11 protein-coding genes are annotated in these 13,067 nt (G+C 70.1%); 5 read left to right on the forward strand and 6 right to left on the reverse strand.

All coding sequences use genetic code 11. The features are described 5' to 3' along the window. Positions 1-15 precede the first annotated feature (15 nt). Both QZM15_RS19130 and QZM15_RS19135 read right to left on the reverse strand, forming a co-directional pair. Complete coding sequence (locus QZM15_RS19130) at positions 16-1,044, reverse strand: SDR family oxidoreductase (RefSeq protein ID WP_104013359.1); 1,029 nt, start codon at positions 1,042-1,044, stop codon at positions 16-18. A gap of 30 nt (positions 1,045-1,074) precedes the next feature. Then, positions 1,075-1,479 carry a BON domain-containing protein gene (locus tag QZM15_RS19135; protein WP_059575206.1) on the reverse strand — a complete coding sequence of 135 codons (405 nt, stop codon included), beginning with the start codon at positions 1,477-1,479 and terminating at the stop codon, positions 1,075-1,077. Between the two features lie 244 nt (positions 1,480-1,723). Here QZM15_RS19135 and QZM15_RS19140 point away from each other — a divergent pair, with 244 nt between their 5' ends. Both QZM15_RS19140 and QZM15_RS19145 read left to right on the forward strand, forming a co-directional pair. Further along, the gene (locus QZM15_RS19140) at positions 1,724-3,043 is read left to right on the forward strand and encodes a glycosyltransferase family 1 protein (protein ID WP_226225998.1); all 1,320 of its coding nucleotides are present in this window, start codon (positions 1,724-1,726) and stop codon (positions 3,041-3,043) included. Beyond that, positions 3,043-4,089 carry a UDP-glucuronic acid decarboxylase family protein gene (locus tag QZM15_RS19145; protein WP_226225999.1) on the forward strand — a complete coding sequence of 349 codons (1,047 nt, stop codon included), beginning with the start codon at positions 3,043-3,045 and terminating at the stop codon, positions 4,087-4,089. Before QZM15_RS19140 ends, QZM15_RS19145 begins: the two co-directional genes overlap by 1 nt. A 31-nt stretch (positions 4,090-4,120) precedes the next feature. Here the strand turns inward: QZM15_RS19145 and QZM15_RS19150 are convergent, their stop codons facing one another. Beyond that, positions 4,121-6,427, reverse strand: a complete 2,307-nt coding sequence (locus QZM15_RS19150) for an ATP-binding protein (RefSeq protein ID WP_302107042.1) — start codon at positions 6,425-6,427, stop codon at positions 4,121-4,123. A 131-nt stretch (positions 6,428-6,558) separates the two neighbouring features. Here QZM15_RS19150 and QZM15_RS19155 point away from each other — a divergent pair, with 131 nt between their 5' ends. Together QZM15_RS19155 and QZM15_RS19160 are read left to right on the forward strand one after the other, a co-directional pair. After that, on the forward strand, positions 6,559-7,254 hold the full coding sequence (locus tag QZM15_RS19155; RefSeq protein ID WP_302107043.1) for a PIG-L family deacetylase: 696 nt from the start codon (positions 6,559-6,561) through the stop codon (positions 7,252-7,254). After that, positions 7,233-8,156, forward strand: coding sequence for a glycosyltransferase family 2 protein (locus QZM15_RS19160; RefSeq protein ID WP_302107044.1), 924 nt, complete (start codon positions 7,233-7,235; stop codon positions 8,154-8,156). Before QZM15_RS19155 ends, QZM15_RS19160 begins: the two co-directional genes overlap by 22 nt. A 29-nt stretch (positions 8,157-8,185) precedes the next feature. On the opposite strand, the gene QZM15_RS19165 is transcribed toward QZM15_RS19160, so the two are convergent. Beyond that, positions 8,186-9,553 carry a sigma-54 dependent transcriptional regulator gene (locus tag QZM15_RS19165; protein WP_059575013.1) on the reverse strand — a complete coding sequence of 456 codons (1,368 nt, stop codon included), beginning with the start codon at positions 9,551-9,553 and terminating at the stop codon, positions 8,186-8,188. 344 nt (positions 9,554-9,897) lie between these two features. Here QZM15_RS19165 and QZM15_RS19170 point away from each other — a divergent pair, with 344 nt between their 5' ends. Continuing rightward, entirely contained in the window at positions 9,898-10,947 is a 1,050-nt protein-coding gene (locus QZM15_RS19170) for a sigma-54-dependent Fis family transcriptional regulator (protein WP_302107045.1), read from the forward strand. Between the two features lie 37 nt (positions 10,948-10,984). On the opposite strand, the gene QZM15_RS19175 is transcribed toward QZM15_RS19170, so the two are convergent. Together QZM15_RS19175 and QZM15_RS19180 are read right to left on the reverse strand one after the other, a co-directional pair. After that, entirely contained in the window at positions 10,985-11,935 is a 951-nt protein-coding gene (locus tag QZM15_RS19175; protein WP_302107046.1) for a glycosyltransferase family 4 protein, read from the reverse strand. Further along, on the reverse strand, positions 11,925-13,013 hold the full coding sequence (locus tag QZM15_RS19180; protein WP_060967415.1) for a glycosyltransferase family 9 protein: 1,089 nt from the start codon (positions 13,011-13,013) through the stop codon (positions 11,925-11,927). Before QZM15_RS19180 ends, QZM15_RS19175 begins: the two co-directional genes overlap by 11 nt. Between the last annotated feature and the right edge of the window lie 54 nt (positions 13,014-13,067).

Here is a 13,067-nt window from a genome sequence, read left to right on the forward strand (position 1 = left end):
GAAAATGAACGAAAATCACGCGGACGGACGGCGTGCGCGCGCGAACGCGGCAAACATCAGCGCCGCCGCGCCGAGCGCGACCGCGCCGGCAACCTTCGGCCGCTGCACCACCGTGTTGTACGCACAGCTGCGCAGCACGGGGCCTTCCATGCCTTCGCGCTCGTGCAGCGCATGGCGCGAGTCGTACAGCGCGTTGTCGTCGCGCGGCCGCGCGGGCCGCACCGTGCGCTGGCCGCGCGAGAACAGCGTGGCCGCGACGCGATCGAACAGGCGCGGCGCGTGGTACGCGCTCGCCGACGTGAACTTCGCGGCGCCGCCGACGAACAGCGTGCGGCGCGGATGCGCGGCCGCGAACAGGATCGCGTCGGCCACCAGGTCGGGGTCGTAGATCGGCGGCGGCAGCTTCGCCTCGACGTTCATGTAGTTCTTCGCGTGCATCACGAACATCGTGTCGATCGCGGCCGGCTTGATCAGCGTGACGGAAACCGGCAGGTGGTCGGCCTCCATCTCGAGTCGCAGCGAATCGGTGAAGCCCTTCACCGCGTGCTTCGATGCGACGTACGCGCTTTGCAGCGGCACCGGCGCGTCGGATGCCTCGCTGCCCATGTTGATGACCGCGCCGCCGTGGAAATCGCTCTTGCGCCGGAAATGGTCGGCCGCGACGAGCGAGCCGTGCACGACACCCCAGTAGTTGGTGTCGAACAGCCGGCGCTGATCCTCGAGCGGCACCTGGGCCGCCGTCCCGAAGATCGACACACCGGCATTGTTGACCCAGGTGTCGAAGCCGCCGTACGTATCGGCCGCCGTCGCGGCCGCGCGCTGCAGATCCTCGATGTTGCCGACGTCGCCGGCGACCGGCACCGCGAGGCCGCCGTGCTGGCGGATTTCCTCGCACAGCGTGTTCAGCGCGTCCTCGTTGCGTGCGAACAGCACGAGCTTCGCGCCCCGCCGCGCCGCCTTGCGCGCGGTGACGAGACCGATGCCGCTCGTCGCGCCGGTAATCACGATCGTCTGTTCGCCGACCGGTTTGAGCATGCAGTTCATCGCTGGACTCCTGTGACGGTCGACGCGCGGTTATTTGGGCCGGATGGTCAACTGGTCGCGCACGTCCTGCACGCCGTCGACCTGCTTCACGACGCCGACGGCCTGCGTGCGCTGCTGCTCGTCGGGCACGCTGCCGGTGAGCGTCACGGTGCCGTGCCGGGTCTTCACGTGGATGTCGCCGGCCGACAGGCCGCTCGTGCCGACGAGCTCGGCCTTCGCCTTGGTCGTGATCGTCGCGTCGCGGATTTTCGTGCCGGTGCTCGAACGCGACGACGACGTCGACGACGATGCGGCGCCGTCGTCGCCGGCGGCGACCGCGTTCGGCGCGACGACCATGCACGCGGTGGCCGCGGCGATCGCGACCGCCATGCCGGTGCGCAGCGCGCGTTGACGGCGGATTCGCGGAGAGCGGGCTGGTAGCGGGGATACCTTCATCGTGACCTCCTTTTCGTCAAGCCGGACGCGCCGGCAGGTGAACGGGAGCCGCGCAAGTCGCGTGCCGCGCCGCGTGCGCCGCATGCATGCACGCCAGCGCGATCAGACGCCCTTTCATCCAACGCGTTGTAATTTTTTCGGCACACGGGGAAGCGGTTTTCCCCGCAATGCAGCGGGCATGCCGATTGCCGAGCGACGGGTAACGGCGGCCCGTGTGCGCGGCCCCGATATCGGGAGCAAGACCATGCAAAGAATCGCGTTGATCAGTGAACATGCATCGCCGCTGGGGGTGATCGGCGGCGTCGATGCCGGCGGCCAGAACATCTATGTCGCGAACGTCGCGAAGCAGCTCGCGGAGCGCGGCCTCGACGTCGACGTCTACACGCGCTGCGACAATCCGCACTTGCCGGAAGTCGTGCCGATCGGCCCGCGCATGCGCGTGATCCACGTGCCGGCCGGGCCGCCGACCGACGTGCCCAAGGAGCGGCTGCTGCCGTACATGGGCGAGTTCGCGCAGTACATGATCGCGCGCATGCGGCGCGAGCCCGACCCCGTCGACGTGATGCACGCGAACTTCTTCATGTCCGGCGACGCCGCGCTGCGCGTGAAAAAAGCGCTCGGCATCCCGCTCGTCATGACGTTCCATGCGCTCGGCCGCGTGCGGCGGCTGCACCAGGGCACGGCCGACGGCTTCCCCGACGCGCGCTTCGCGATCGAGGACACGCTCGCGCGCCGCTCGGACCGCCTGATCGCCGAATGCCCGCAGGACGCGCTCGACCTGACGACGCACTATCGCGCCGACACCGCACGTATCGAGATCGTGCCGTGCGGCTTCGACGCGCGGGAATTCCGGCCGGTGCCGCGCGTCGATGCGCGCGCACGCCTGGGTTGGCCGCAGGACGCATTCGTCATACTGCAACTGGGCCGCCTCGTGCCGCGCAAGGGCATCGATACCGTGATCGACGCGCTCGCGCGCATGCCGCGCGATCCGCAACGGCCGACGCACCTGTACGTGGTCGGCGGCAGCCAGCCCACGCCCGACCCCGCGCGCGACCCGGAACTCGCGCGGCTCGCCGCCCTCGCGCACGCACTCGGCATCGCGAACCGCGTGACCTTCGTCGGCCGGCGCGATCGCGACGCGCTGCACCTGTACTACAGCGCGGCCGACGTGTTCGTGACGACGCCGTGGTACGAGCCGTTCGGCATCACGCCGGTCGAGGCGATGGCATGCGCGACGCCGGTGATCGGCAGCGACGTCGGCGGCATCCGCACGACCGTCGACGACGGCGCCACCGGCTATCTCGTGCCGCCTCGCGACCCGGCCGCGCTGGCCGCGCGCCTCGTGCAACTGCGCGCGCAACCGGACCTGTGCGCGGCGCTCGGCCGCGCCGGCTACCTGCGCGCACACCGCTTCTACACCTGGCAAGGCGTCGCCGACCGGCTCGTCGACATCTACCGCGACGTCGCCCGCGCGCAGCGCGCCGGCACGTCGGCGGCCACCGGCCGGCGCACGCCGGTCGGCACCACGCAAGGCGTGCTCGCACACCGCAAGGAGAATACGTAATGAAGGGCTACGATCGAAAACGCGTCCTCGTCACCGGCGGCGCCGGCTTTCTCGGTTCGCATCTGTGCGAGCGCCTCGTGACGGAGGGCCACGACGTGCTGTGCGTCGACAATTTCTACACGGGCACGAAGGACAACATCGCGCACCTGCTCGATGCGCCGAACTTCGAGCTGATGCGGCACGACGTGACGTTTCCGCTCTACGTCGAAGTGGACGAGATCTACAACCTCGCATGCCCGGCGTCGCCCGTTCACTACCAGCGGGACCCGGTGCAGACGACGAAGACCAGCGTGCACGGCGCGATCAACCTGCTCGGCCTCGCCAAACGCGTGAAGGCGCGCATCCTGCAGGCATCGACGAGCGAGGTGTACGGCGACCCCGACGTGCATCCGCAGGACGAGCACTATTGCGGCCGCGTCAATCCGACCGGCATCCGCGCGTGCTACGACGAAGGCAAGCGCTGCGCGGAGACGCTGTTCGCGGACTATCACCGCCAGTACGGCGTCGACGTGCGGATCGCGCGGATCTTCAATACGTATGGCCCGCGCATGCATCCGGCCGACGGGCGCGTCGTGTCGAACTTCGTCACGCAGGCGCTCGCGGAACAGCCATTGACCGTCTACGGCGACGGCAAGCAGACGCGCTCGTTCTGCTACGTGGACGACATGGTCGACGCGTTGATCCGGCTGATGGACGAAGCGGGCGACGCGAGCGAGCCGGTCAACCTCGGCAGCGACGTCGAGATCGCGATGATCGACGTCGCGCGGGAAGTCGTGCGGATCGTCGGCGCGACCGTGCCGATCGAGTTCCGACCGCTGCCGGCCGACGATCCGCGCCAGCGGCGGCCGAATCTCGCCGCCGCGCAGAAGCGGCTTGGCTGGCGCGCGACGACCACCCTCGCGAACGGGCTCGCGCACACCGCGCGGTACTTCATTCAACGCCAGGTCACGCACCATACGCCCGGCGATCTCGTGCGGAGCACGCGAATCGCGTCGCATCTGCTCGCGCAGGTCCATACGCAGAACCGGCCGGCGCCGACCACCTGACGGGCGGCCGGCCGCCGATGGACGAAACGCGTCAGCCGTCGCGCTTCGTCACGTGCGCGATCTTGCGCGCCAGTTCGCGCACGTCGACCGGCTTGCACAGGTAGCCGTCGAAGCCGGCCTCCAGCGCGCGGCGCTCGTCGGCGAGGCCCGCGTGAGCGGTGACGGCCAGCACGCGCACGTCGGGCGGCCCGCCGTCGCCGTTCAGCGCGCCGCGCCGCAACGCTTCCAGCAGCCAGAAGCCGTCGCCGTCGGGCATCGCGAGATCGGACAGCACGACGGTCGGGCGCATGTCGGCCGCCATCGCGAGCGCCTCGCGTCCCGACGACGCGATCGCGACGGCCGCGCCGAGCGTGGTCAGCGCGGCCGTGAGGCTCGCGCGCGTGGTCGCGTCGTCGTCGACGATCAGGATGCGCTGCGTATCGAGCGTGAGCGCGTCGCGGCGGCCGCTCGCCTGCACGATGCCCCACGCCATCGCGCCGGCCGGCTGCCACCCGGCCGGCAGCGTCACCGTAAACGTCGTGCCGCGATCGCGGCCCGCGCTCGCGACGGTCACGCGGCCGCCGTGCAGCTCCGCGATGTGCCGCACGATCGACAGGCCGAGACCGAGCCCCCGCCGCGGCGACGCGGGCGAATCGTCCGCGCGGCGGAACATGTCGAACACGTATGGCACGAACTCCGTCGCGATGCCCTGCCCGGTATCGGTGACGGTCAGAACCGCATGCGCATCGTCGCGCGCGAGCCGGACCGTCACGCTGCCGCCGGCCGGCGTGAATTTCATCGCATTCGAGATGAGATTCGACAGCATCTGCCGCAACCGCTCGGCGTCGCCCGACACGATGCACGCGGAGGCGTCGCAGTCGAATTCGAGCATGATGCCGGCCGACGACGCCGCGGTCTGGAACGTGCCGACCTGATCGGAGAACAGCCGCACGACGTCGACCGGCGTCGCATCGAGCCGCAGTTTGCCGGTCGCGAGCGACGACGCGTCGAGGATGTCGCCCACCATCCGCGTGAGCGAACGCGCGCTGCGGTCGATCGCGTCGATCGCCTGATGCTGCAACGCGTGGTCGTCGGTGTTGCGCAGCACCTCGATCCACCCGTAGATCACGTTCAGCGGCGTACGCAATTCGTGCGACACCGTGGCCAGCAGTTCGTCCTTCAGACGATTCGACGTGTCGGCCTGGTCGAGCGCATCGCGGGCGCCTTGCAGCGAGCGCTGCGCCCGCAGGTCGCGGCGGCGCTGCGCACCGGTTTCGCGCAGTATCAGCGACAGCGCGACGCAGGCCCGCGCGTCGCCCTGCACCGGGCACGCCGATACCGTCGCCCGAAACCGCCGCCCGTCGCGCCGCACGCACAGCAGTTCGACCGGCCCGACCGGCTCGCGCATCGCGTCGAACGTCTCGGCGAGCGGATTGAGCCGCAGCCAGCGCCGTGCGATCAGCGTGTCGAGCCGGCGGCCGCGCGCGTCGGCCTCGTCGTAGCCGAAGATCCGCCGCGCGGCCGGGTTCCAGCTCGCGATGCGGCCGTCGGCGTCGATCCCGACGATCGCGTCCGGCGACGCCTCGACGACCGCCTGCTGGAGCCGCGATGCGTCCACGCGCGCGCGCTCCGCGCCAGCATCGCGCAACAGCAGCACCGCGCCGTCGAGGTTGCCGTCCGCGTCGCCGATCGGCGACGCGACCGCGACGATCGGCACCGGATCGTGGTCGCCGGCCCGCAGCCAATGCCGGTCGGACGTCGCCTCGGCCCCGCCGAGCGCGCGATCGAGCGGCGTGGTTTGCACGCGGCGCCCTTCGTGATCGACGATCCGCAATACATCGCGCACCGGCCGCCCGATCGCCTCGTCCGGCTCGCAGCCGACGAGTTCGGCCGCGGCCGCGTTCAGATAGGTGAGCCGCCCCGTCGGATCGGTCGCGATCACGCCGTGCGGCAGCGCGCGAAGCACGGCTTCGAGCCGCCGGCGCGCGGCGGCCTCGCGGCGGCGCGCGCGATCGCTCGTGACGCGCGTGCGATGCAGCATCGACGCGACCGCGCATACCAGCGCCCCGATCAGCATGAACGTGCCGAGCTGCACGAGCCGGTCGGGCAGCGGCGCCGTATAGGCAGCCGGATCGGACAGGAACAGCGTCCACACGAGCAGCCCGCTGACCACCGTCGACACGATGCCGAACAGGAACGACGTCACCCACGCGGCGCCGGCGAGCAGCGGGTAATACAACACGAACGGCAGATTCACGCCGCCGAAGCGGATCGCGAGCGTCTGCAGCACGGTCGCGATCGCGACCAGCATCACGGCCGTCGCGTAATTTCCGGCCTGCGGCCGTGCAATTTCGGTCATCGGACACGCTCCCGCTGGGACAGTCGGCGGCGGCCGGCGCGGATGCCGCCGGCAGGCACGGCGCGTGCTGGCCCGCATGCTGGCCGATTCGCACCGGCGGCCCGGCCGCTCACGATGGAGATCTTCACGCCATGCCCGACCCGACACGCTGGCTCGTCGTCTCGCCGCATCTCGACGATGCCGTCTTCAGTTGCGGGCAACTGCTCGCGCACGCGCCCGGCTCGATCGTCGTGACCGTCTTCGCGGGGATGCCGCCACCCGGCACGCCCGCGCCGCCGTGGGACCGCCGCGCGGGGTTTCGCCACGCCGACGAAGCGATGCGCGCGCGCCGCGACGAAGACCGCCGCGCGCTCGCGCTGCTCGACGCCCGCCCCGTGTGGCTCGACTTCCTCGACGATCAGTACGGCATACCGACTACGTCGACCGCGATCGCGACACGCGTGGCCGCGGCGATCGACGCCCACCCGGGCTTCGGCGTGCTCGCGCCGGCCGGCCTGTTCCACCGCGATCATCTGCAGGTGCACGAAGCCATGCTGCGCCTGCTGCGCGACGACGATGCGTCGCGCGTCTGGCGCTTCTACGAGGACGCGCCCTACCGCCGCATCGACGGGCTGATGGCCCACCGCGTGGCCGGCTGGCGCGAGCACGGCTGGCTCGCGCATCCGGTCGCCGCGCCGGCCGGCAGCGGGACGGACGGCGCCGCCGCGAAAGCCGCCGCCGTCGACGCCTATGCCAGCCAGGTCACGCTGCTCGAGCCTCATATGCGTGCCGCTCTCCGCGAACCCGAAACGATCTGGCGGCTCGAATGCGACGTCACGTCCGCGTAACGCCCGCGCGCGTCGCGCTGCCGCCGCGCGAGCCGCGCGTGACCGCGATCGTGCTGACCTGCCGGCGCGCGGCCGAACTCGCGCGCACGCTCGACCACCTTTCCGCGCTGCCCGACCGGCCGGCGATCGTGGTCGTCGACAACGCGGCGGACGCCGAGACGGCCACGCTGATCCGCGAGCGCTACCCGCATGTCGCGCTCGTGCACGCGCCCGGCAATCTCGGCGCCGCCGGCCGCAATCTCGGCGTCGCCGCGGCCCGCACGCGCCACGTCGCGTTCTGCGACGACGACACGTGGTGGGCGCCCGGCTCGATCGCCGAAGCCGCGAATCTGCTCGACGCGTATCCGCACGTCGCGGCCGTCACCGCGCGCGTGCTGGTCGGCCCCGACGAGCGCGAGGACCCGACCTGCCGGCTGATGGCCGACAGCCCGCTCGACGCGCCGGTCGCGCTGCCCGGCCGCCCGATCCTCGGGCTGCTGGCCGGTGCGACCGCATTCCGGCGCGACGCGTTCGTGCGCGCCGGCGGCTACCATCCGCGCTACTTCCTCGGCGGCGAGGAAGCGCTGCTCGCGCTCGATCTGTATCGCGCCGGCCACTGGCTCGTGTATGCGCCGGGCCTGACCGTCCATCACCATCCGTCGACGCGGCGCGACCGGACGATGCGCGCGCACACCGCCGCCCGCAACGCGGTGTGGACCGCGTGGCTCAGATGGCCGGCCGCCGCCGCGTGGCTGCATACGGTGCACATGCTGCCGCTCCTGCGCCGCGAACGTGCGATCGTGCGCACGTTCGCCGGGCTGCCGTGGATCCTGCGCGAACGACGCGCGATCCCGCCGCGGATCGAACACATGCGCCGTCTGCTCGAGCGCGATACGCGCCGCGAGACCGGAACGGGCACATGAGCGGGAACATGAACGCGATCGTAGCGGCATCAGGAATCGGGTTTTTCCGCTTCGTCTTCCAGTTGCGCGAGCCGGTTGTAGATCGTCTTCAGGCTGACGTCGAGCACCTCGGCCGCCTGCGCCTTCACGCCGCCGCATTGGGCGATCGTGCCGAGGATCAGCTTGCGGTCGACTTCCTCGAGCGGCGTGCCGAACGGCACCGTCACGCGATCCTCGTGCGAATCGACCATGCTCGACAGCTCGTCCATGATCGGCGGCGGCAGCGTGTCGATCACGTCGGCATCGGTGAAGATGCTCGCGCGCTGTACGAAGTTGCGCAGCTCGCGCACGTTGCCCGGCCATTCGTAGGTCTTCAGCGCTTCGCGCGCGGCCGGCGAGAAGCGCAGGTTGCGGCCGCTCTCCTCGTTGTAGCGCTGCAGGAACGCATCGGCGAGCATCGGGATGTCGTCGCCGCGTTCGCGCAGCGACGGCAGCGGGATCGGGAACACGTTGATCCGGTGAAACAGGTCGGGCCGCAGCTTGCCGTCCGCCATCGCGGCTTCCGGGTCGCGGTTCGTCGCGGCGACGATGCGCACGTCGACGTCGATCTCGCGCGTCGAGCCGAGCCGCGTGACGCGCCCGGTTTCCAGCACGCGCAGCAGCTTGACCTGCGATTCGAGCGGCATCTCGGTGATTTCGTCGAGAAACAGCGTGCCGCCGTCGGCGCGTTCGAAGAAGCCCTTGTGCTGGCGTTCGGCGCCGGTGAAGCTGCCGCGGTCGTGGCCGAACATCTCGCTCTCGACGAGGTTCGCGGCGATCGCGCCGCAATTCACCGCGAGGAACGGCCCGCGGCGGCGCAGGCTCAGGTCGTGCACCGTCTGCGCGGCGAGTTCCTTGCCGGTGCCCGATTCGCCGGTGAGCAGCACCGACGCTTCCGTGCGCGCGACGCGGCCGATCGCATCGTAGACGGCCTGCATCGCGGGCGAGCTGCCGAGCATGCGGCCGAAGCGGCCGAGGCGCTGCAGCTCCGAGCGCAGCTCCGCGATTTCCTCGTGCAGCGCGGTCGTGCGCGGCACGCGCGCGAAGATGCTGTTCAGCCGCTGCATGTTGAGCGGCTTCACCAGATAGTCGCTCGCGCCGCGCCGCAATGCGTCGATCGCGGTTTCGAGGCTCGCGTGGCCGGTGGTCAGCACCATTTCGCAATGCCCGCGCTTGGGCAATGCGTCGAACAGATCCATCCCGTTGCCATCGGGCAGCACGAGGTCGCACAGCACGAGATCGGGGGTATGCGTCGAGACGAGCGTGCGCGCTTCTTCAAGCGTCGCGGCCGTATCGCACGAGAGCTGCTGCGTGCGTGCGAGCGTGGCGAGCATCGTTCGCGTATCGGCGTCGTCTTCGACGATCAGGACGTAAGGCATCGAGGCTCCTTGTAATGCGGGCCGGCGCGTACATCGGCCGGCGCCGCGACACGTGCAGCGCAATGCGCGTCACAGAGCCCACGACGGCATCCTCCACGCTGCACACGAATCGCAGACAAGCTGTCCTGCAATGAAAACGCGTGCTTAGCAGTATAGAAGAACGGTGTCTCGCATTCGTCGCCCATCGAATAAATCTATCCGCCGACGCAAGCCGCATTGCCAGATTCAATGTCGGCGAATCGGCATAAAAGGTATTCTGAGTACCTGAAAGACGACGTGTGCCACGTCGTTTCTACCTGGCCACGACACATTCGGTCAAAACTTCCCAATCCGGTTACTACTCCATGTCGAAATCCGACGATGACGGCACGCGACTGTTCGGTCGTTCGCGAACAATTCAGGATCTGCTGCTGAAAGTGTCGCGCGTCGCCGCCACCCGCGTGAGTGTGCTGGTGGTCGGCGAAAGCGGCGCGGGCAAGGATATCGTCGCCCGGCTCATTCACGACATGAGCCCGCGCCGTCGCGGCCCGTTCGTGCCCGTCAATTGCGGCGCGATTCCGAAGGACATCGCGGAGTCGCAGTTGTTCGGTCACGAGAAAGGCAGCTTCACGGGCGCCGTCGCACAGCACGTGGGCATGTTCGAAGCCGCGCGCGGCGGCACGCTGTTTCTCGACGAGATCGCCGAGATGCCGCTCGAATTGCAGGTCAAGCTGCTGCGCACGCTCGAAACCAATACGATCGTGCGCGTGGGCGGTCACGAGCCGATCCCGCTCGACGTGCGGATCGTCGCGGCCACGCATCACGATCCGGTCGAGGCGATGCGCAGCGGCAGGCTGCGCGAGGACCTGTTCTACCGGATCGCGCCGATCGCGTTGCACGTGCCCGCGCTCCGGCAGCGCGAGGACGACGTCGGCGACATCGCGGTGCAGATCGTCGAACGGCTGAACGCGCGGCACCGCACGAGAAAGCGGCTCTCCACCCAGGCGATGAAGGCGCTGCGCACCTACACGTGGCCCGGCAACGTGCGCGAACTGCGCAACGCACTCGAGCGCGCGTTCATCCTCGCCGACGAACAGATCGAACTGCAGTTGCCGCGCCGTCCGCCGCCGCGCGAGGAAGTGCGCCACAACGCGATGACGCTGCATATCGGCACGACGCTCGCGCACACGCAGCAGCGCTTCATCGTCGCGTCGCTGCGGCATTTCAACGGCGACAAGCCGCGCACCGCGAAGGCGCTCGGCATCAGCCTGAAAACGCTGTACAACCGGCTCGCGCTGCTGTCCGAAAGCGAGCGCAACGCGGCAAGCGGCAACGCGCCGCCGGCCGGGAATGCATCGAACGGCGGCGGCGGCGCCGCTGGGCCTCCTGCGTCGCCGTCCGCGACGACGCCGTGAGCGCGGCGGGGCACGCCGCCGCCGTCGCGTCGGCGGGTCACGCCGTCATGTCGCGCAGCACGGCGTCCCAGTCGCGTGCGAAGCGTTCGATGCCGAATCGCTCGCACGCGTCGCGCCTGGCCGCCGCGCCCCACTCGCGCGCCAGGTCCGGATCGCGGATCAGCATGCGCATCGCGTCGATCAGCACGCCCGGCCGCGTATCGGCCACGCCGTTGCTGCCGGTCCTCACGAGTTGCGCCATCTCCGTCGTCGCGAGCGCGACGATCGGCAGCCCGATCATCATCGCCTCGATCACCGCGAGCCCGAGGCTCGTGTAGCGGATCGGATTGAAGAAGAACCGGTAGTGCGACAGGAACTGCGGGAGCGCGGGGTTCGGCACCTCGCCGATCCCGCCGAGTTCGGCCGACCCCATCCCGACGAGATCGATCGGCACGCTGTGCCGCACGACCTCGAACAGATCCGCGCCGAGGCGCCGGCCGCGGCGCGCGAGATTGTTCACGACGGCCACGCCCTTCGGCAGCGTGCCGCGATACTCGATGCCGTCGGGCACCAGCACGCCATGCTCGATCACGCGTGTCGGCGTCACGCCGTTGTCCCACATCAGCGCGTTGAACGGCGTCACGTGCACCAGCAACACGTTCGGGTCCTGCACCGGATGCAGCGTGTCGGTCGGATGCTCGCGCGGCGGATCGTGCTCGACGAACAGCGTCGGCAGCGCACGTTGCGCTTCGCTCAGCAGCCGCAGGCGGTCGTGCTGGTAATGCTTCACGTGCTGGTACAGCACGCAGTCGAATTCGGTGTCGCGCACGCACTCGGCCGGCACCTCGTGCACGTTGTCGCCCCACGGCAGGTGCCCGACGCGGCCCGCATAGCCGGGCGGATGCTGCGGCTTCGTCACGATGTAGAAATCGTGCGGCGCCTGCGACAGGTAATACAGATAGTTGCCATGCACGTGCCAGGTCAGCACGCGCAACCGCTTAACAGACATGACGCTTCTCCTCCGCGAGCAGTTCGCCCGCCCGCTCGATCACGTCGCCGACGCCGATCGCCGTCGCGCACTCGTGCCCGTACGGACAGGTATCGAACATGCACGGCCGGCATGCCGGGTAGTTCGCGAGTACGCGATGGCGTTCGACGTCGAGCGGCGCCCAGCGGGCCGTATCGCTGCCGCACGCGACGACGATGCTCGGCGTGCCGAGCGCCGCCGCCACGTGCGACACGCCCGTGTCGTTGCACAACAGCAGCCGCGCACGGGCGATCAGCGCGGCGAGCGCGCCGAGCGGCGTGCGGCCGCACAGGTTCACGCACGGCCGCCCGAGATGCTCGGCGAATGCGGCGGCCAGCGCCAGTTCCGCGCGCGTGCCGGTCAGCACGATCTGCCAGCCGTCGTCGGCGAGCTGCCGCGCTGCCAGCGCGAAGCGCTCGACCGGCCAGCGGCGCGACGCCATCCGCGCGCCGGGATGGACGATCACGTAGCGGCCGGGATCCAGCCCATGTTCGTCGCAGAGCACGTGCCACAGCGCGTAGTCCAGCCCGCCGAGCGGGAATTCGAGGAAGTCGCCCCAGTCCGCGTAGCCGAGCTTGCGCGTGAGCGCCAGGTAGCGCGTCACCTCCGGCTCGTCGTCGCGCCACACGAGCGCGCAGTCGAGCGCGGCCGTGCCGCCGTCGGCCGGCACGAAGCCGGCCGTGCGCGCCGCGCCGAGCGACGCGACGATCGCGTTCGTGTGCGCGCCGCTGCCGTGCAACTGGATCGCGAGATCGAAGTCGCGCGCGCGGCATTCGGCGATGAATGCCTCGCGCGTGGCCGCGTCGGGTTCGGGCTGCTCGCCGAGCCCCGGTGCGCCGGGGAACGCGATGAAGCTGTCGATGTAGTCCGAAAAGCGCGACGCGAATTCACGCGCCCACGGCAGGCCGATCAGCGTGATGCGCGCATCGGGTTCGCCGCGCCGCAACGCCCGCAGCGCGGGCACCGCGCACAGCATGTCGCCGAGCTGCAGCGCGCGGAACACCGCGATCCGTTTCGGGCCGCGCGGGCCGTCGGAATCGAGGTCTGGATCGAGCTTCATCACGATCTGCTCCGGGAAACCCCGCCATGGATGGCGGGAAGGAAAGGTAGGGGG

Origin of the sequence: Burkholderia sp. AU44665, assembly GCF_030504405.1 — a bacterium.
Taxonomy (GTDB): domain Bacteria; phylum Pseudomonadota; class Gammaproteobacteria; order Burkholderiales; family Burkholderiaceae; genus Burkholderia; species Burkholderia semiarida.

Excerpts from the sequence above, each read along its gene's own strand:
- QZM15_RS19155 (WP_302107043.1), top strand. The coding sequence starts at position 6,559 with ATGCCCGACCCGACACGCTGGCTCGTCGTCTCGCCGCATCTCGACGAT.
- QZM15_RS19180 (WP_060967415.1), bottom strand. The coding sequence starts at position 13,013 with ATGAAGCTCGATCCAGACCTCGATTCCGACGGCCCGCGCGGCCCGAAA.
- QZM15_RS19140 (WP_226225998.1), top strand. The coding sequence starts at position 1,724 with ATGCAAAGAATCGCGTTGATCAGTGAACATGCATCGCCGCTGGGGGTG.
- QZM15_RS19175 (WP_302107046.1), bottom strand. The coding sequence starts at position 11,935 with ATGTCTGTTAAGCGGTTGCGCGTGCTGACCTGGCACGTGCATGGCAAC.
- QZM15_RS19135 (WP_059575206.1), bottom strand. The coding sequence starts at position 1,479 with ATGAAGGTATCCCCGCTACCAGCCCGCTCTCCGCGAATCCGCCGTCAA.
- QZM15_RS19160 (WP_302107044.1), top strand. The coding sequence starts at position 7,233 with ATGCGACGTCACGTCCGCGTAACGCCCGCGCGCGTCGCGCTGCCGCCG.
- QZM15_RS19130 (WP_104013359.1), bottom strand. The coding sequence starts at position 1,044 with ATGAACTGCATGCTCAAACCGGTCGGCGAACAGACGATCGTGATTACC.
- QZM15_RS19145 (WP_226225999.1), top strand. The coding sequence starts at position 3,043 with ATGAAGGGCTACGATCGAAAACGCGTCCTCGTCACCGGCGGCGCCGGC.
- QZM15_RS19170 (WP_302107045.1), top strand. The coding sequence starts at position 9,898 with ATGTCGAAATCCGACGATGACGGCACGCGACTGTTCGGTCGTTCGCGA.
- QZM15_RS19150 (WP_302107042.1), bottom strand. The coding sequence starts at position 6,427 with ATGACCGAAATTGCACGGCCGCAGGCCGGAAATTACGCGACGGCCGTG.
- QZM15_RS19165 (WP_059575013.1), bottom strand. The coding sequence starts at position 9,553 with ATGCCTTACGTCCTGATCGTCGAAGACGACGCCGATACGCGAACGATG.